This is a genomic window from Eubacterium sp. CAG:156 (assembly GCF_000434315.1).
Classification (GTDB): Bacteria; Bacillota; Clostridia; order Lachnospirales; family Lachnospiraceae; genus Eubacterium_U; species Eubacterium_U album.
The window spans coordinates 13,960-31,127 of the sequence record NZ_FR878143.1 but is presented as its reverse complement, the minus strand read 5'-3'; the positions used below and the strand labels follow the sequence as shown (position 1 = coordinate 31,127).

17 protein-coding genes are annotated in these 17,168 nt (G+C 32.9%); 1 reads left to right on the top strand and 16 read right to left on the bottom strand.

What is annotated here, in order from left to right:
- Positions 1-785 (bottom strand): phosphate acyltransferase (locus tag ABMA45_RS02900; RefSeq protein ID WP_348029903.1); only part of this gene is annotated, 785 nt, incomplete at its 3' end.
- 157 nt (positions 786-942) lie between these two features.
- Here ABMA45_RS02900 and ABMA45_RS02895 point away from each other — a divergent pair.
- Positions 943-2,181, top strand: a complete 1,239-nt coding sequence (locus tag ABMA45_RS02895; protein WP_022088383.1) for a nucleotidyltransferase — start codon at positions 943-945, stop codon at positions 2,179-2,181.
- A 158-nt stretch (positions 2,182-2,339) separates the two neighbouring features.
- Here ABMA45_RS02895 and ABMA45_RS02890 read toward each other — a convergent pair whose 3' ends face one another.
- From ABMA45_RS02890 to ABMA45_RS02820, 15 genes are all read right to left on the bottom strand, one after another.
- The gene (locus tag ABMA45_RS02890) at positions 2,340-3,704 is read right to left on the bottom strand and encodes a PFL family protein (protein WP_022088382.1); all 1,365 of its coding nucleotides are present in this window, start codon (positions 3,702-3,704) and stop codon (positions 2,340-2,342) included.
- 10 nt (positions 3,705-3,714) lie between these two features.
- Positions 3,715-3,987, bottom strand: a complete 273-nt coding sequence (locus tag ABMA45_RS02885) for an ACT domain-containing protein (RefSeq protein ID WP_022088381.1) — start codon at positions 3,985-3,987, stop codon at positions 3,715-3,717.
- A gap of 15 nt (positions 3,988-4,002) precedes the next feature.
- Positions 4,003-4,800 carry an MBL fold metallo-hydrolase gene (locus ABMA45_RS02880; protein ID WP_022088380.1) on the bottom strand — a complete coding sequence of 266 codons (798 nt, stop codon included), beginning with the start codon at positions 4,798-4,800 and terminating at the stop codon, positions 4,003-4,005.
- Between the two features lie 1,248 nt (positions 4,801-6,048).
- Positions 6,049-6,651 carry a hypothetical protein gene (locus tag ABMA45_RS02875; protein WP_022088378.1) on the bottom strand — a complete coding sequence of 201 codons (603 nt, stop codon included), beginning with the start codon at positions 6,649-6,651 and terminating at the stop codon, positions 6,049-6,051.
- Between the two features lies 1 nt (position 6,652).
- Positions 6,653-7,147 carry a pantetheine-phosphate adenylyltransferase gene (gene coaD, locus ABMA45_RS02870; protein WP_117909476.1) on the bottom strand — a complete coding sequence of 165 codons (495 nt, stop codon included), beginning with the start codon at positions 7,145-7,147 and terminating at the stop codon, positions 6,653-6,655.
- 1 nt (position 7,148) lies between these two features.
- Positions 7,149-7,709 (bottom strand): 16S rRNA (guanine(966)-N(2))-methyltransferase RsmD, encoded by a 561-nt coding sequence (rsmD, locus tag ABMA45_RS02865; RefSeq protein WP_022088376.1) that lies wholly within the window; start codon positions 7,707-7,709, stop codon positions 7,149-7,151.
- Positions 7,710-7,896: 187 nt separating this feature from the next.
- Complete coding sequence (gene rpsA / locus ABMA45_RS02860; RefSeq protein WP_022088375.1) at positions 7,897-8,994, bottom strand: 30S ribosomal protein S1; 1,098 nt, start codon at positions 8,992-8,994, stop codon at positions 7,897-7,899.
- A complete protein-coding gene (gene ispH, locus ABMA45_RS02855; RefSeq protein ID WP_022088374.1) occupies positions 8,982-9,827 on the bottom strand; it encodes a 4-hydroxy-3-methylbut-2-enyl diphosphate reductase in 846 nt (281 codons plus the stop codon). The genes rpsA and ispH overlap by 13 nt, the downstream gene beginning before the upstream one ends.
- Before the next feature lie 2 nt (positions 9,828-9,829).
- Positions 9,830-10,489 (bottom strand): (d)CMP kinase, encoded by a 660-nt coding sequence (gene cmk, locus ABMA45_RS02850; protein ID WP_022088373.1) that lies wholly within the window; start codon positions 10,487-10,489, stop codon positions 9,830-9,832.
- 71 nt (positions 10,490-10,560) lie between these two features.
- A complete protein-coding gene (locus ABMA45_RS02845; RefSeq protein ID WP_022088372.1) occupies positions 10,561-11,793 on the bottom strand; it encodes an NAD(P)/FAD-dependent oxidoreductase in 1,233 nt (410 codons plus the stop codon).
- Between the two features lie 60 nt (positions 11,794-11,853).
- The gene (locus ABMA45_RS02840) at positions 11,854-13,260 is read right to left on the bottom strand and encodes an oxaloacetate decarboxylase subunit alpha (protein WP_022088371.1); all 1,407 of its coding nucleotides are present in this window, start codon (positions 13,258-13,260) and stop codon (positions 11,854-11,856) included.
- Positions 13,261-13,280: 20 nt separating this feature from the next.
- Complete coding sequence (locus tag ABMA45_RS02835; RefSeq protein ID WP_022088370.1) at positions 13,281-14,426, bottom strand: sodium ion-translocating decarboxylase subunit beta; 1,146 nt, start codon at positions 14,424-14,426, stop codon at positions 13,281-13,283.
- Positions 14,427-14,456: 30 nt separating this feature from the next.
- Positions 14,457-14,828, bottom strand: coding sequence for a biotin/lipoyl-containing protein (locus ABMA45_RS02830; protein ID WP_022088369.1), 372 nt, complete (start codon positions 14,826-14,828; stop codon positions 14,457-14,459).
- Positions 14,829-14,858: 30 nt separating this feature from the next.
- Positions 14,859-15,587: an OadG family protein gene (locus tag ABMA45_RS02825; RefSeq protein ID WP_022088368.1), complete on the bottom strand. Its 729-nt coding sequence runs from the start codon at positions 15,585-15,587 to the stop codon at positions 14,859-14,861.
- A gap of 15 nt (positions 15,588-15,602) precedes the next feature.
- Positions 15,603-17,057 carry an acyl-CoA carboxylase subunit beta gene (locus ABMA45_RS02820; protein WP_022088367.1) on the bottom strand — a complete coding sequence of 485 codons (1,455 nt, stop codon included), beginning with the start codon at positions 17,055-17,057 and terminating at the stop codon, positions 15,603-15,605.
- Between the last annotated feature and the right edge of the window lie 111 nt (positions 17,058-17,168).

Genomic DNA, 17,168 nt, shown 5'->3' with positions numbered 1-17,168 from the left:
TCACTATCCGGTGCTTTCAACGCTGCTACTTCAGGTACTACAGCTGCATCAGTCTGCAATTCTCCATCTATTAAAAATTGAGGATATTCTTTCTTTGCAATCTTTGTAGCTTCTACAACCTTATCAACATCAGGGTGAGCTGCACTTCCATATGTTGAATGAGAAAGCATTGCAACTCTTGCCTTTTCACCTACTAAATATTCAAATGACTCAGCACTGCTTGCTGCTATATCTGCTAATTCTGCTGATGTTGGATTCTGATTCAAACCACAATCACCCATTACAAATACACCATTTGCTCCTAATTCTTTATTAGGCACGCACATAACAAAGAAAGCTGACACTAATTTTGTGCCAGGTTTACTTTTTATAATCTGTAAAGCAGGTCTTAATGTATTAGCTGAGGAATGGCATGCTCCTGAAACAACGCCATCTCCATCTCCGCATTTTAACATCATACACGCAAAGAACATATAATCAGATGTCAAAATACCCAATGCCTGTTCTCTTGTCATTCCTTTTGCTTTTCTCAACTGAAAAAACCCTTCTACATATTCGGGTGTTTTTTCGCAAGTTCTCGGATTAATAATAGTTGCTTTTGATACGTCAGCACCGTCACTGTTTTCTTCAACTTCTTCCGGTGTTGCTAAAATAATTAAATCTGCAAACCCCTCTTTTAATATCTGCTCTGCAGCCTTATACGTTCTTTTGTCCATACCTTCTGGCAAAATAATTGTCTTTTTATTATTTTTTGCTTTTTCTTTCACTGACTCAATAAAATCCATCTATTTTCTCCTTTTTGTAAACTTCTAACATTATAACGTATATGGCTAATTTTCACAACAGAACATTCAATTTTTAGTATAATTTATTTAACAGTTTACATATTAAATAAAACAGTGATAAAATATTTAATAAATTAAGTTAGAAGGGATAAATTATATGAAAACTATAGGCATAATTGCTGAATTTAATCCATTTCACAATGGGCACGCATATTTAATAAAAAAAGCAAAAGAATTCACCGAAGCTGATCGTGTAATTGTAATAATGAGCGGAAATTTCGTTCAACGTGGCTGTCCTGCAATAATAAACAAATACGACCGCACTTTACATGCATTAGAAAATGGTTGTGACTGTGTTTTTGAATTACCCCCTGTATTTTCTACTGCTAGTGCTGAAACTTTCGCTAAAGCGAGTGTATATTTTCTCCATAATTTAAATTGTATCAATTATTTATGCTTTGGATGTGAAGACAACAATCTTGACTTACTAAAGTCGATTGCATCAATATTACATGATGAACCGGATGAATACAAAGCATCTTTAGCTTTGCATTTAAAAAGTGGAAATAATTACCCTGTTGCAAGACAAAAAGCATTAACTGATTATCTAATGTCAATCGATGTCAATTCGAACATAGCAGACGTTTTATCAAAACCTAACAATATATTAGCAATTGAATATATAAAGGCTTTAATCGAGTTAAATTCTCCAATAGTGCCTGTTGGAATTAACAGAGAAGGCTCAGGTTACAATTCAACATCACTTAACAGCTCATTTGCTTCAGCGAGTGGAATCAGAGAAGCTTTTACAAATGATGTAGCTTTAGACTCTATTGCAAATCACCTTTCAAAGGCTGCATTTTCATCTTTACTAAATGAAAAAGAGCAAAACTCTTTGATTACATTAAATGATTTTTCGAGTATGTTAGGACTTACACTCTTAAATAATGATTCATTTGATAAATTCAACGATATAAATACAGATTTATCAAACAGAATACTAAATGAAAGAGCAAACTTTTACAGTTTTGAATCATTTATAGAAAAATTACAAAGTAAGAACTATACTTACTCAAGAATATCAAGGACATTAATGCATATTATGCTTAATATTCATTCAGAAGATATAGATTTTTATAAAAAAATTGGCTATTTACCGGTTGGTCGATTATTAGGATTTAAGAAATCCTCTTCAGATATACTTAAACATATCAAAGAAAACAGTAATGTCGATATAATTTCAAAATTATCAATCTATTACAAAACATCAACAGGAGATATTAAAAAGCTTTTAGATAATTGGCTTTATTGTGATTCAATTTACAGATTAGTTTATATGAATAAATCCGGAAAATATATGCCAACAGAATTTAATTATAAAATTATAATTATTTAGTTTCTAAAAAACATAGTTCTAGGCTTTAATTAGAGCAAAGTTTAGAACCTTTATATTTTTATGAAACGGTATAAAAAACTTCCCTAAACATCAAATAACGATATTTAGGGAAGTTTTTTTATAATATAATAACGCTAACGCAATATATTAGAATTAATTTAGTTTTTAAAACTATGAATTGGTGCTGGAATTCTTCCTGTTCTGTTTACAAAAGCATCACAAGAGAACTGGCTAACCGGCATAATAGGTGCATATCCTAATAATCCACCAAATTCTACCATTTCACCAACACCCTTTCCAATTACAGGAATAACTCTTACAGCTGTCGTTTTCTGATTAATCATTCCGATTGCTGATTCATCAGCGATAATTCCGGCAATTGTAGTTGACTTTGTATCCCCGGGTATTGCAATCATATCTAAACCAACTGAACATACGCATGTCATAGCCTCTAATTTTTCTATTGAAAGTGCTCCTTCTTTTACTGCGTCAATCATTCCCTGGTCTTCACTTACAGGGATAAACGCACCACTTAAACCACCGACATATGAAGATGCCATAACGCCACCTTTTTTAACCTGATCATTTAATAATGCTAATGCTGCAGTTGTTCCCGGAGCTCCGGCTCTTTGCAATCCAATTTCTTCTAATATATCAGCTACACTATCACCAATCGCAGGTGTAGGGGCTAAAGACAAATCAACAATACCAAATGGTACATTGAGTCTCTTAGAAGCTTCTTCTGCAACTAACTGACCCACTCTTGTTACTTTAAAAGCAGTCTTTTTAATTGTATCGCATAATACTTCAAAGTCTGCTCCACGAACTTTCTTTAATGCATGTCTTACTACACCAGGTCCACTTACACCGACATTAATAATGGCATCAGCTTCTGTAACACCATGAAATGCTCCAGCCATAAATGGATTATCATCCGGTGCATTACAAAATACAACTAATTTTGCACAACCAAGAGAATCCTGTTCTTTTGTATATTCTGCAGTTTCAAGAACAATTTCACCCATAAGTCTGACAGCATCCATATTAATTCCTGTTTTTGTAGAGCCAACATTAACTGAACTGCATACCCTTTCTGTCTCTGCTAGTGCTTTAGGAATTGAACGAATCAAATTTTCTTCTGCCGGTGTCATACCTTTAGATACCAAAGCTGAATATCCACCTAAAAAGTTAACTCCAACTTCCTTTGCTACTTTATCAAGTGTTTTTGCAATTGTAACAAAATCATCAGGAGTTTTACATGCGCTACCACCAATCAATGAAATAGGAGTAACTGAAATTCTTTTATTTACAATAGGAATTCCAAATTCCTTTGCAATGTCATCACCTGTTTTTACTAAATCTGATGTATATTTTTTAATTTTGTTATATATATTATTATTTAATGTCTCTAAATCATCACTAATACAATCTAACAAACTGATTCCCATAGTGATTGTTCTTACATCAAGATTGTAATTTTCAATCATTTTGTTAGTTTCTTTTACTTCAAATAAATTAATCATGATTCCTCCATTAAATTCTATGCATACTATTAAAAATGTCTTCGTGCTGCATCTTTATTGAAACGCCAATATCATCACCTATTTTTTCAAGATCATCTGCAAGTTTATCTGCAGGCTGGCTGGCATTATTACAATCTACAATCATCATCATATTAAAATAATCCTGTACAATTGTCTGTGAAATGTCAAGAATATTTACAGAATTATCTGCTAAATATGTACATACCTTTGCAATAATACCTACTGTATCTTTTCCCACAACAGTAATAATAGTTTTTTTCATTTTATGCCTCCTAAATTAAAATTCAATATGGCAAGAAGGTTCAGTTCTACTTGCCACCTGTATACTGATATCATCAGCACAATAATTACCATCAGCCATATTTATTTCATTTCTGATTGTTTCATATGCCAATTCAGGCAAATTATTTTCTTTACTTAAATGACCAAGAATTACTTTCTTAAGTCTGTCAGATATAATTTCATTTAACAAATTGCCGCATGTCTCATTTGATAAATGACCTTTATTTCCCCATATACGTCTTTTAAGTGCATATGGATAAGGACCTATCTGTAACATATTAATATCATGATTTGATTCAATTAATACTACATCAAGTCCTTTTAAATTACCAATTATGTAATCATCATACATCCCCATATCTGTCGCCACAGCCATTGATTTCCCATCAGAATCAAATCTGTATGCAACCGGTTGTGCCGCATCATGCGATATCGAAAATGGAGTAACTAATGTACTTCCCATATAAAAATCTTTATTTTCTTCAATTTCATTAAACAAATTCCTATCAATCGTTCCAACCTTACTGTCTTCAAGTATCTTTGATATGGTTCCTTTTGTAGCATATATTGGAATATGATATTTTCTCGATACAACGCCTAATCCGGAAATATGGTCAGAATGTTCATGTGTTATAAGTATACCATTCACTTCTTCTAAACTGCTTCCGTATTCACTCATACCTTCTTCAATTCTTTTTTTACTTATCCCAGCATCTACAAGTAACTTTACATCGTTATTTTCATACAAAAGACAATTTCCCTTGCTGCCACTGGCTATAGAACTAAATTTCATAGCAATCCTCTTCTTTTGAAATCTTCTTTGTACATTCTATTGTATTTTTATATATATTTCAAGTTCTATTTCATTCCATTAAGCTATATAATAAATAAAAAAATGAAAAAAAGCTTTGTAAAATATTTTGAATTAATTTGTTGTCTGCTTTGTATCTTATTTATCATTCTACTTCCAAAAGAAACTATCTTAGGCGTGAAAACAGGCATCAATCTTGTATTATACTCAATGATTCCTTCGTTGCTGCCGTTTATTTTAATCATCAACATTCTTATAAAAAAAAAACTATGTAATATTATTTCCAAATTCTTTTATCCAATATTAAAACACATTTTTAAGGCAAGCCAATTTAGTTCATTTATTATAATATGTGGATTTTTAAGTGGATATCCTTTAGGGTGTAAAACAATATTCGAAGGATTAAAAAACAATCTAATTTCCGAAGACGAGGCAAAAAAACTATTAACATTCTGTAATAACCCAAGCATTTCTTATGTAATTAACTACGTATCATATCTTTGCCTCGATTCTTATTTTAAAAATTCAATAGTTATAATGTTTATTTTTTTGCCGCCTATAATTACAGGTATAATTAATTCTCATTTATTTTTTAGCAAACAACAAGTCAACATATGTAATACTGACAATAATTCATCCATTTCAGTGCTAAACAACACGGTATCATCTTTAATTAAAATTGGAATGTACATAATCATATTCACAACTATAAATGCATGGCTTTCTATTTTTATAAGCAACGATAATATACCATTAAATATTATTACTTCGTTTATGGAAATAATATCCGGTTCAAAATATGTAAGTCAATTATCGCTTTCAACTATACACAAATTATTTACCTTATGTATTTTTTCTATTACAGGTGGAATATGCATTTTTATTCAATCCATATCTTTTCTTCCTAGTAAATCATACATAAAATATTATATTATCGGAAAAATTGAATCACTTTTAATATTTTGTATATTGTTTTATATATATTTCAATTACAAAACCATTTTTAATTTCATAATAAGTTTACTATAAATCAATTTAAGCACTTTATTTTTAACAGATAGTATTTATTTAACAATGTAATTTATAGATTCAAATAAATTTTTATATTAATCATAAAAATCTTAGTTTTCCCTCTTCCTTGTCTTAAAGAATTTTTACTTATTTAAAAAAGCAGGCAAATTATCACTTTGATAGCGAAAACATTGCCTGTTTTTTTACATTTTTATTATATTATTTATCTAAATCAACTGTATAATCATCAACGTCATCTGCAACTTCAGGAGCCTGTGGTTCAGGTTCTTCACCACTTAATTCTCTTCTGCTTTCAACAACAACATCTAATGAACCATTTAATGCATTCATCATTGTATCCTGAATATTCTGGAAATTATTCATGCCTGTTGTAAGAATTCCCTGAACATTATTTAAGATATCATCTGTGTACTGCATTGCATTCATTCTTACAGAATTAGCTTCATTTGTAGCAGAATCCAACATTTCCTGTGCCTGTTTCTGAGCACTTTCAATTATTGAATTAGCTTCTTTATATGCCTGTTGCATAATTTCATGCTCGCTAACTAACTGATTAATATGTGCTGTTGCTTCAGCAACCATATTTTCAGCTCTTTCTTTAGCGTCATTTAAAATAGCATCTTTATTTGCAATTATCTTCTGATATTTTTTAATTTCATCAGGTGTTCTAAGTCTTAATTCAGCTAACATTTCATCTATTTCATCTTTGTTAACCATAATTACTGATGAAGACAATGGCTTAAATTTACATCCATCAATATATTCTTCAATTTCTGTAATGATTTGTTCAATCTTGCTCATCTTATCTATCTCCTTTATTTTTCATTAATTTATTCTTTACTTCTATTACGACATTTGGTGGAACAAATTTACTAATATCTGCTCCGAAATATGCAGCTTCCTTAACTGTACTCGAGCTAAGATACGCATACTCCAAACTTGTTGTAAAAAATATTGTATCTACTTCATTATTTAAAACACTGTTCGTCTGCGACATCTGAAGTTCATATTCAAAATCTGTAACCGCACGTAAGCCTCTTACGATTAGTTGTGCATCAACTTTTTTTGCGAAGTCAACCAACAGGCCCTCAAATGACATAACCTTAACATTTGGCAAGTCCGATACAGCATCATTTAACATTTTAACACGATTTTCTACAGAAAACAACGGCGTTTTTGATTTATTATTCAATACTCCGACAATTAACTCATCTACAATTTTAGATGCTCTTTTAATTACGTCTAAATGTCCATATGTAACAGGATCAAAACTTCCCGGATAAATTGCTCTTACCATATTATTCACCACACAATTGTATAAAAACATGTTTATTTGTTTTATACACCTTTTCTTTAATTATTTCATAACCCATGTCTTCTAAATAATCAAACTCTGTTTCATTAGAAGCTTCTACTATAATAATGCTTTCATTCGAAATTAAGTTAGAATCTTTAAGATAATTCAATACATCTTTTTCAAACAAATGATTATATGGCGGATCCATAAATACAATATCGAAATGTTCACCGGTATTATCTAATTGTTTTATAGCACTTTCTACTGTTGTAAACATAACCTTCGAAACATCTTCAAGCTTTGTATATTTTAAATTATACATTATACAATCGTATGCCTGCCTGTTATTTTCTACCAAAACACATTTTTTTGCTCCCCTGCTTGCAGCTTCAATTCCAATTCCACCACTTCCACTAAACAAGTCTAAGAAATAACATCCCGGAACGTAATTATTTATTACATTAAACATTGTTTCTTTTGTTCTATCCTGTGTTGGCCTTGTATTCATTCCTTCAATTGTTTTCAATTGCAATCTTCTTGCTTTTCCCGCAATTACTCTCATATCATCTCCAAAGTCAAAATCTTATATCTTTCTTAAACCTCTATTATAATAATACCGTTCATAGCTTTTTGCAAATAAATTTTTCTTTTTATTTTGTTAAATATTTGTTACATATTTAATACAACTGAGCAAAAAATGAAAAAAGAGTAGGAAAACCTACCCTTTTTTCTTATATATTATTTATAAATTATTCTTCAACTGTGTCTTCTACTTCATCAGCTACAACTTCATCATCATCTGGAAGTAAAGCCTTAATGCTTAAGCTGATTTTCTTGTTTTCTTCGTCAAAGTCAACAATCTTAGCTTCGATTTCTTCACCAATCTTTAATACATCAGATGGTTTTTCAACATGCTGCTTAGCAATCTGAGATACATGAAGAAGTGCATCTACGCCTGGTTCAAGTTCAACGAATGCTCCAAAGTCTGTCATTCTTGCAACTTTACCTGTAACAATTGCTCCTACTGCATATTTTTCTTCAGCATTAGCCCATGGATTTGTGTTTTCAAATTTAAGACTTAATGCAATCTTATCGCCATTAATTTCTTTAATGAATGTTGTAACCTTATCACCTACTTTGAAAAGCTTTCTTGGATTACCAACACGTCCCCATGACATTTCAGAGATATGTAATAAACCGTCAGCTCCACCTATATCAACAAATGCGCCGAAATCAGTTACATTCTTTACAACACCTTCAACAGTCATTCCAACTTCAATCTTAGCGAATAAAGCATCTTTTGCTGCTTTCTTTTCAGCTACGATAAGCTGTTTTCTGTCACCAATAATTCTTCTCTTCTTAGGATTGAACTCGATAATTACAAATTCAATTTCCTGTCCTTCATATTTTGTTAAATCTCTTTCAAAAGTATCAGATACTAAGCTTGCAGGAATGAACACTCTTGATTCTTCAACAGCAACATTTAAACCACCGCTTAAAACCTGAACTACAGGAGCCTTAAGAACTTCCTTATTTTCAAAAGCTTCTTCTAATTTCTTGTTTACTTTTTCAGCTGCAAGTCTCTTATAAGTAACTGCAACCTGACCTTCACCATCATTAACCTTAAGTACTTTAACTGTCATTACATCACCTACAGAAATTACAGTTGTTAAGTCTGTTGGGTTATTTGAATACTCGTTACGTGTAAGAATTCCATCTGACTTGTATCCGATATTGAGAACTGCTTCGTCCTCTTTAACGCTGATAACAGTACCTTCAACGATCTCTCCTGTATGAATTGTTTTTAATGATTCTTCCAACATTTGTTCAAAACTCATTTCTGACATATAGTATGAACCTCCTCTATTATATTGTTTGGGGTGGAAGCCCCCGCTGTAATACCTATAGACTCTATTGTTTTTAATTCACACAAGTCCAGATCTTCTACAGTCTGTATATAATAAGTGTTTTTGCACTCATTTTTGCATATTTCATATAGTTTCTGTGTGTTCGAGCTGTGCTTTCCGCCAATAACAATCATGGCATCAACACTTGAAGAGACCTTTTTAGCCTCAACTTGTCTTAAGTGAGTCGCATTACATATTGTATTCACAACATTTATATAATAACCTTTTTTTTCTATAATTTCAACTAAATATTGAAATTTATTGTAATTAAATGTCGTCTGACTAACTATACATATTTCTTTATCTAGTGGAATATTTAATTTATTTATGTCTTCTTCAGAATTAACTACATAACTTTTTCCATTAACCCATCCTTTTATGCCTTCTACCTCAGGATGTATATCGTTTCCAACAATAACTATAATTTTGCCGTTTGAGCTTTCTTCCTCAACAATTTTATGAATCTTTTTAACAAATGGACATGTAACGTCTACAATATTCATTCCTATTTCTTCTATTTTCGTATATACATCTTTAGATACTCCATGTGAGCGTATAATTACTGTCCCAATTTCTTTTTTTGACAGTTCTTCTAATGAATTCACAACTTTTATGCCTTTTTGTTCCAAATCCTCAACAACCTGTTCATTATGGATAATCGGGCCATAAGTATATATAGGTTTATCACTCTTACTTGCTTCTTCATATGCTCTGTTTACAGCTCTTTCTACTCCAAAGCAAAATCCTGCATTTTTAGCAACAGTTACTTTCATTGCTACCTCTCATTTTTTAATTTAATAATTTTTTTCACTACTTCATCAATTGACATGTTTGAAGAGTCTACCAAAACAGCATCCTCAGCCTGAGTAAGTGGGGAAATTTCTCTATGCATATCTCTATAGTCTCTATCAATTATATCTTTTTCTACTGTATCAATATCACAATTTACACCTTTTTCAACAAGTTCTTTGCATCGTCTTTCTGCTCTTGTTCTTGAACTTGCAGTAAGATAAATTTTTAAATCTGCATTTGGTAAAACTGCCGTTCCAATATCCCTTCCATCCATAACAACATCATTTTTTGCAGCAAGCTCTCTCTGCATTTCAACCATGTTTTCTCTCACTTTTTCATATACTGCTATAGCAGATGTCATATTGCCAATCTCTTCACGTCTTATTTCTAAACTAACATCTTCTCCATTCAAATATACTTTCTGTGTTCCATTATCATATCCTAATGTAACTTCAATATCATCAAGTTTTGCAATTACCTTTTCAGCTTCATCTGCTTTAATTCCCGCTCTAAAACATGCCAAAGCTATTGTTCTATACATTGCTCCTGTATCAACATAAATAAAGCCTAATTCCTTAGCAACTATTTTTGCTATTGTGCTTTTTCCAGCTCCTGCTGGTCCATCAATTGCTATATTGTACATCTTTCTTCACCCGGCTTTAAGCCGCCTTTCTTTTCTTTATTTCAAATGGCAAATACCATATTATATTCACGTTACCAATCACATATGCTATTTCCGGCTAAATATCCTGTAGACCACGCAATTTGCAAATTGTATCCGCCTGTCATTGCATCTAAGTCTAAAACTTCACCAACAAAATATATTCCCGGTTCTTTTTTTGACTCCATTGTTTTTGGATTAATTTCATTAACGGATATACCGCCTTTTGTAATTATAGCCTCATTATAATCTCTAAGACCATTTACATGAAGAGTCATCTCTTTTACTGCCTTAACCAGTCTTTCTCTTTCTTCCTTTGTAATTTCATGTACTTTTTTGTACGGATCTATATTTGCATTATCAATAATAATCGGAATTAATTTTTTAGGCAACAGTTTATCTAATGAATTATTCAAATTTCTATTAATGTTCTCTTTAAAATCTTTTAATATTCTTTTGTCTAATGTGTCGTTATCTAGCGCCGGTTTCAAATCAATTACGATTTCACAATTTTGAGGATTTATTTTATCTGCTATGTAGCAACTCGCACTTAAAATAAGTGGTCCACTTACTCCAAAATGAGTAAATAACATTTCTCCCTGATCCGAGAAATACATTTTATCATTATTATATACTGAAACTTTAACATTTTTCAAAGCTAATCCCTGCAATTCCCTACAATAACCCTCAGTTATATTAAACGGAACTAATGACGGATGCGTTTCTATAATAGTATGTCCAAATTTTTTTGCAAATTTATATCCATCTCCGGTACTTCCTGTTGTCTTATATGATAAGCCACCGGTAGCAATTATACATTTATCTGCAATTTCATATTTTTTATTATTTAATTCAATTTTAATTTTATTGTCATTTTTTTCGACAGATTTAACTTCAGTGTTTAATCTTATCTTTACACCTGCATCTTTCATTAACTTGTTCAATGCGTATATAATATCTGACGATTTATCGCTTTCAGGAAAAACCCTGTTTCCTCTTTCTATTTTAAGTTTTATTCCGGCACTTTCAATCAAATTCATTACTGCTTCACTATCAAAAGTACTGTATGCACTATATAAAAATTTCGAATTATTTATAATATTTTTAAAATGATTCTCTATGTCTGATGCATTTGTTACATTACATCTTCCTTTTCCGGTTATAAAGATTTTTTTGCCTAATTTTTCATTTTTTTCAAATAACGTTACATCATTTCCGTTATATGCAGCAGCAATAGCAGCCATCATTCCGGCAGCGCCACCACCAATTATCATTACTTTACTCATAAGTCTCCTTAACTTATAAAGAGAGGCAGAATAACTGCCTCTCTTCTGCACAAATTATATTTATACCGGATATGCTCCGTTTTCTTTGTCTGCTACAGATGGATCAACCTTTGTCTGCTGAGCTTCTCTGTATTCAAAGAATTCTTTTGCAACTTGTGGGAATAAAGCGTATGTTAATACGTCTTCATCCTGCTGTTTCCACTGAGCACATTCTTTTTCGAACTTATCAAGTGAAGGCTCAAGTAAATCAGCCGGTCTGCATGTAATTGGTTCTTCATCACCAATTGCCTTTTTCTGTACTTCTTTATCAAATGGTTTTACAGTCTGACCATATTTACCTGCAAGAAGATCTTTTGCCTGCTGGTTAATCATCTTGTATCTTTCTCCCATAACGACATTAAGAACAGCCTGTGTACCTACAATCTGGCTAGATGGTGTAACAAGAGGTGGTTCACCAAAGTCTTTACGTACTCTAGGAACTTCTTCAAGCACCTGATCAAATTTATCTGAAGCACCCATTTCATCCAACTGTGAAACTAAGTTAGATAACATACCACCAGGTACCTGATAAATTAATGTGTTAATATTAACACCCATTACCTTTGGATTTAATAATCCGTTTGCAAGGCACTCTTCTCTATATGGCTTAAAGTAATCAGCAACTTCTTTTAATAATTTCTGATCTAATCCTGTGTCATATTCTGTACCCTTAAATGTTTCAACCATAACTTCTGTAGCAGGCTGAGCTGTTCCCATTGAGAATGGTGAAATAGCTGTATCGATGATATCACATCCTGCTTCTACAGCCTTTAAGTATGTCATTGAAGCTACACCTGATGTGTAATGTGTATGAAGGTCGATAGGAATATCTGTTCCTTCTCTTAATGCCTGAACTAATTCTGTTGCCTTATAAGGTGTAAGAAGTCCGGCCATATCCTTAATACATAATGAGTTTGCACCCATATCTTCAATTCTTTTAGCTGTTTCTTTCCAGTAGTCAAGAGTATAAGCATCTCCTAATGTATAAGAAAGAGCTATCTGTGCATGACCTTTTTCTTTATTTGCAGCTTTAACTGCAGTTTCAAGGTTTCTAAGATCATTTAAGCAATCGAATATTCTAATTATATCAATACCGTTTGCAATAGATTTCTGAACAAAATATTCAACTACATCATCTGAGTAATGACTGTATCCTAAAATATTCTGTCCTCTGAATAACATCTGTAATTTAGTGTTTTTAAATCCATCTCTTAACTTTCTAAGTCTTTCCCATGGATCTTCTTTTAAGAATCTAAGTGATGCGTCAAATGTAGCACCGCCCCAACACTCAACTGAATAATATCCAACCTTATCCATTGTATCAATGATAGGAAGCATCTCTTCTGTTGGCATTCTTGTTGCGATTAATGACTGATGAGCATCACGTAATATTGTTTCCGTAATTTTTACCGGTCTTTTTTCTGCCATTATTTTATCCTCCATAAATATTAAATACCAAATATTGCCATAAATGTACCTGCAGCTACTGCAGTACCAATAACGCCTGCAACATTAGGTCCCATAGCATGCATTAACAGGAAGTTTGTAGGATCCGCATCAGCGCCGACTTTCTGAGAAACTCTGGCTGCCATAGGAACGGCTGAAACTCCGGCTGAACCAATTAACGGATTAACTTTTCCATGTGTTGCAACGCACATTAATTTACCAAATAATACACCTGCAGCTGTACCAACAGCAAACGCAACTAATCCTAATATTACAATCTTAATTGTACTCATATTTAAGAATGCTTCTGCACTTGTTGTGGCACCAACACTAGTACCAAGTAAAATAACTACAATATACATTAACGCATTTGATGCTGTTTCCTGTAACTGCTTTACTACACCTGATTCTCTAAATAAGTTTCCTAACATTAACATACCTACTAAAGGTGCTGTTGTTGGTAAAATCATTACCACTACTATAGTAACAACGATTGGGAATAATATTTTTTCAAGTTTAGAAACAGGACGTAACTGTTCCATCTTGACTTTACGTTCCTTTTCAGTTGTTAAAGCCTTCATAATAGGTGGCTGAATAATTGGAACTAACGCCATATAGGAATAAGCCGCTACAGCGATTGGTCCCATAAGTGCTGTCTGTCCAAGTTTACCTGCGAGGAAAATTGATGTAGGTCCGTCAGCTCCACCGATAATAGAAATAGCTGCGGCTGCCTTTCCACCAAATCCCATAAATATTGCTAAGAAATATGCTGAATAAATACCAAACTGTGCTGCCGCTCCTAAAAGGAAGCTCTTTGGATTTGCAATTAACGGACCAAAGTCTGTCATCGCACCTACTCCAAGGAAAATAAGCGATGGCAAAATACTCCATTCATCCAAAATATAGAAGTAATAAAGTAATCCACCGGTTCCGTTTGCTGAATCCTCAGGATGAAGCATGATATCAGGGTACATATTTACTAAAAGCATACCAAAAGCAATAGGAACCAATAATAATGGTTCATATCCTTTTTTAATTGCTAAATAAAGGAAAACACAAGCTACCAAAATCATTATGTAGTTTCCTGGTGTCAAACTCATAAATGCTGTCTGGTTAAGCAAATTTTCCAATGTATCTAAAACATTCATATGTTACCTCCAAGTCTGACTAAAAGGCCATTAGTTTAATGATGCGATAACTGCACCTGCTTCAAAGCTGTCTCCAACTGCAACGCTAATGCTTGCAACTGTACCATCTTCCGGAGCTACAACTGTGTTTTCCATTTTCATTGCTTCGAATACTAAAACTGTATCGCCTCTTTTAACAGCCTGACCTACATTTGCACTGATAGATAAAACTTTACCAGGCATAGGTGCTGTAATCTTAACTGAACCTTCTGCTCCGCTTGCTGCTGGTGCTGCTGCAGGTGCAGGAGCTGCCTTAGCTGCTGGTGCTGCTTTTCTAACTGGAGCTGCACTTGGTGTGCTTCCAGTTTCTTCAACTGTTACATCATATACATTTCCATTAACTGTAATTGTATAATTCTTCATTTTATTTCCTCCTAAATAATTCATAAGTATCTAGCGTTTTCTTATAGAACGAACTACAAATCCGTCTGTTGTTGTGTTTTCGCTCGCTGCAATTGCCGCTGCAATTACTGCAATAAGTTCCGCATCATCAGATACCGGTTGTTCTACAACAGGAACTGAAGCCTTTGACTCTGTTGCTGTTTCTTTATTTTCTTCTGATTTCTTATTTTTACCAAAAGAATCAATGATTGACGGAATAAATTTAAATAATGAAATAATTGCTGAAATGAAAATTAAAACAGCAAATACTGTTCCCATTCCCATTACTGTATTTAAAGCTGCCTGTTCCATTTTTTCACCCATTGAATAAATAGGGTCAAAAGACAAGCTTGTCATAATATATCCATTATCGCTTTCTTCAAATGTAGAAGTAATATTCACTTTTCTATCTTCAAACTGTATCACTTCAGTTACGGCTAATTCGCCATTCTGTTCATTTATAGCAAAATCAGAAACTGAATCTGTAGCCTTACCACATTCGTCTGCTAATTTATTCCAAGATTCTACAGCTGACTTATACATTCCTTCTTCTTTTTTGAATGTAGCAGTTTCGTCATCAACAGGTTCTTCCTCTCCCTTAGAGATATCGGCAACCTGAGTTTCTAAATAAGCACGTACATCCTGTGCATTGTAAGAAGCCTTATCATCACCTTTTCCACAACCTGCAAAACATACCATCAGACAAGAAACGATACAAAACAATTTTATTATTTTTTTCATGTTTCTCTCCTTATATTATACTGTGCCGTGTTTTTTACCTGGACGATTCTCATATTTTGTATAGAGCATTTCAAATGCGCCAATAACATATTTTCTTGTATCAACAGGTTCGATTATGCTGTCAACATATCCTCTGGCAGCTGCCGACATTACATTAGACTGTAATTCGTTATATTCTTTAGTCTTTTCATTGATAATTACAGATGCATCATCTGCCTTTTCAATTTCGTCAGCATACATAATCTGTACTGCACTCTTAGCATCCATCATTCCAACTTTAGCTGTTGGCCATGCATAAACAACATCTGCTCCAATTGCCTTGCTGTTCATTGCAACATATGCGCTTCCCATTGCATTTCCAATTAAAATATTTACTTTAGGAACTGTTGCATTAGCAAATGCGTATACAAGTTTAGCAGTTGCTTTAGCACCATGTTTTTCCTGACACATTGTTGCCTTAAATCCATCAACATTTGTTAATGTTAAAATTGCAATTCCGAATGCATCGCAAAATTCAACAAATTCTGCAGCCTTCTTACATCCACCAACTGTTAATTTAGCTTCGTATTCAGCAGCAACATTCATATCATCATCATCATATACTTTTGTTCTGTTTGCAACTACACCTACTGTTGCTCCGTTTACTTTAATAAATGCTGTAAGCATTTCAGGAGCATATGCTTTTTTAACTTCGAATACATAACCATTATCAGAAATATTTGAAATTGCGATTAATGTATCTTCAACGCAATTTTCCATTCCTTCACACGCTCTGTTTAAATCGTCTTCACATTCTTCTTCATAATCAGCCTTTTCATTATTTGATGGAAGTATAGAAACTAAGTCTCTGATTCCTTCAAATATTTCTGATTCTGTACCTACAAAATCAACTGTACCGCTTTCGCTCTGGAATTTAGCAGAAGCACTATCACATACTTCTTTACGGTTTTCATTAATTGCGTTAGGTGAGTTAACAAATAATTCTGCCTTTTCACCTTCCATAAATGTGAAATCTCCCATTGAAGAAACAACGCTTAATCCACCACCACAGCTACCAAATACTGCTGTAATCATTGGAATAACGCCTGAAGCCATTGCCTGCTTTAAGTAAATTTCTCCAAATGCATTTAATCCATCAACAGCTTCCTGAAGTCTTAAACCTGTGCTGTCCACAAGTCCAATTACAGGCGCACCTGTCTTCATAGCCATATTATAAAGATTAACTATTTTCTTTGCATGCATTTCTCCAACTGATCCACCAATAACTGATGCATCCTGGCTATAAATGTACACAAGTTTACCGTTGACAATACCATATCCGGTTATTACACCATCAGATGGAGTATCGTTGGTTTTGATGTTGAAATCTGTACTTCTAGCCTTAACTAAAGCTCCAATTTCAACAAAACTGTTATCATCAAGAATAGATTCAATTCTCTGTCTTGCTGATACTTTTGCTGTTGTACTCATAATCAGTCCTCCATTTTATTATAATTTACACACAGTAATCTGTGTGTTACAACCAAATTTCTGCCTTATATAGATTATACTGTTTTCAGTCAAATATCAAGTTATTTTTCC

Coding starts and splice junctions, on each gene's coding strand:
- ABMA45_RS02880 (WP_022088380.1), bottom strand. CDS start 4,800: ATGAAATTTAGTTCTATAGCCAGTGGCAGCAAGGGAAATTGTCTTTTG.
- ABMA45_RS02875 (WP_022088378.1), bottom strand. CDS start 6,651: ATGAGCAAGATTGAACAAATCATTACAGAAATTGAAGAATATATTGAT.
- ABMA45_RS02890 (WP_022088382.1), bottom strand. CDS start 3,704: ATGATTAATTTATTTGAAGTAAAAGAAACTAACAAAATGATTGAAAAT.
- ABMA45_RS02840 (WP_022088371.1), bottom strand. CDS start 13,260: ATGGCAGAAAAAAGACCGGTAAAAATTACGGAAACAATATTACGTGAT.
- ABMA45_RS02835 (WP_022088370.1), bottom strand. CDS start 14,426: ATGAATGTTTTAGATACATTGGAAAATTTGCTTAACCAGACAGCATTT.
- coaD (WP_117909476.1), bottom strand. CDS start 7,147: ATGGTAAGAGCAATTTATCCGGGAAGTTTTGATCCTGTTACATATGGA.
- ispH (WP_022088374.1), bottom strand. CDS start 9,827: ATGAAAGTAACTGTTGCTAAAAATGCAGGATTTTGCTTTGGAGTAGAA.
- ABMA45_RS02825 (WP_022088368.1), bottom strand. CDS start 15,587: ATGAAAAAAATAATAAAATTGTTTTGTATCGTTTCTTGTCTGATGGTA.
- ABMA45_RS02895 (WP_022088383.1), top strand. CDS start 943: ATGAAAACTATAGGCATAATTGCTGAATTTAATCCATTTCACAATGGG.
- ABMA45_RS02830 (WP_022088369.1), bottom strand. CDS start 14,828: ATGAAGAATTATACAATTACAGTTAATGGAAATGTATATGATGTAACA.
- ABMA45_RS02885 (WP_022088381.1), bottom strand. CDS start 3,987: ATGAAAAAAACTATTATTACTGTTGTGGGAAAAGATACAGTAGGTATT.
- ABMA45_RS02845 (WP_022088372.1), bottom strand. CDS start 11,793: ATGAGTAAAGTAATGATAATTGGTGGTGGCGCTGCCGGAATGATGGCT.
- cmk (WP_022088373.1), bottom strand. CDS start 10,489: ATGTACAATATAGCAATTGATGGACCAGCAGGAGCTGGAAAAAGCACA.
- rsmD (WP_022088376.1), bottom strand. CDS start 7,709: ATGAGAGTAATTGCGGGAAAAGCAAGAAGATTGCAATTGAAAACAATT.
- rpsA (WP_022088375.1), bottom strand. CDS start 8,994: ATGTCAGAAATGAGTTTTGAACAAATGTTGGAAGAATCATTAAAAACA.
- ABMA45_RS02820 (WP_022088367.1), bottom strand. CDS start 17,057: ATGAGTACAACAGCAAAAGTATCAGCAAGACAGAGAATTGAATCTATT.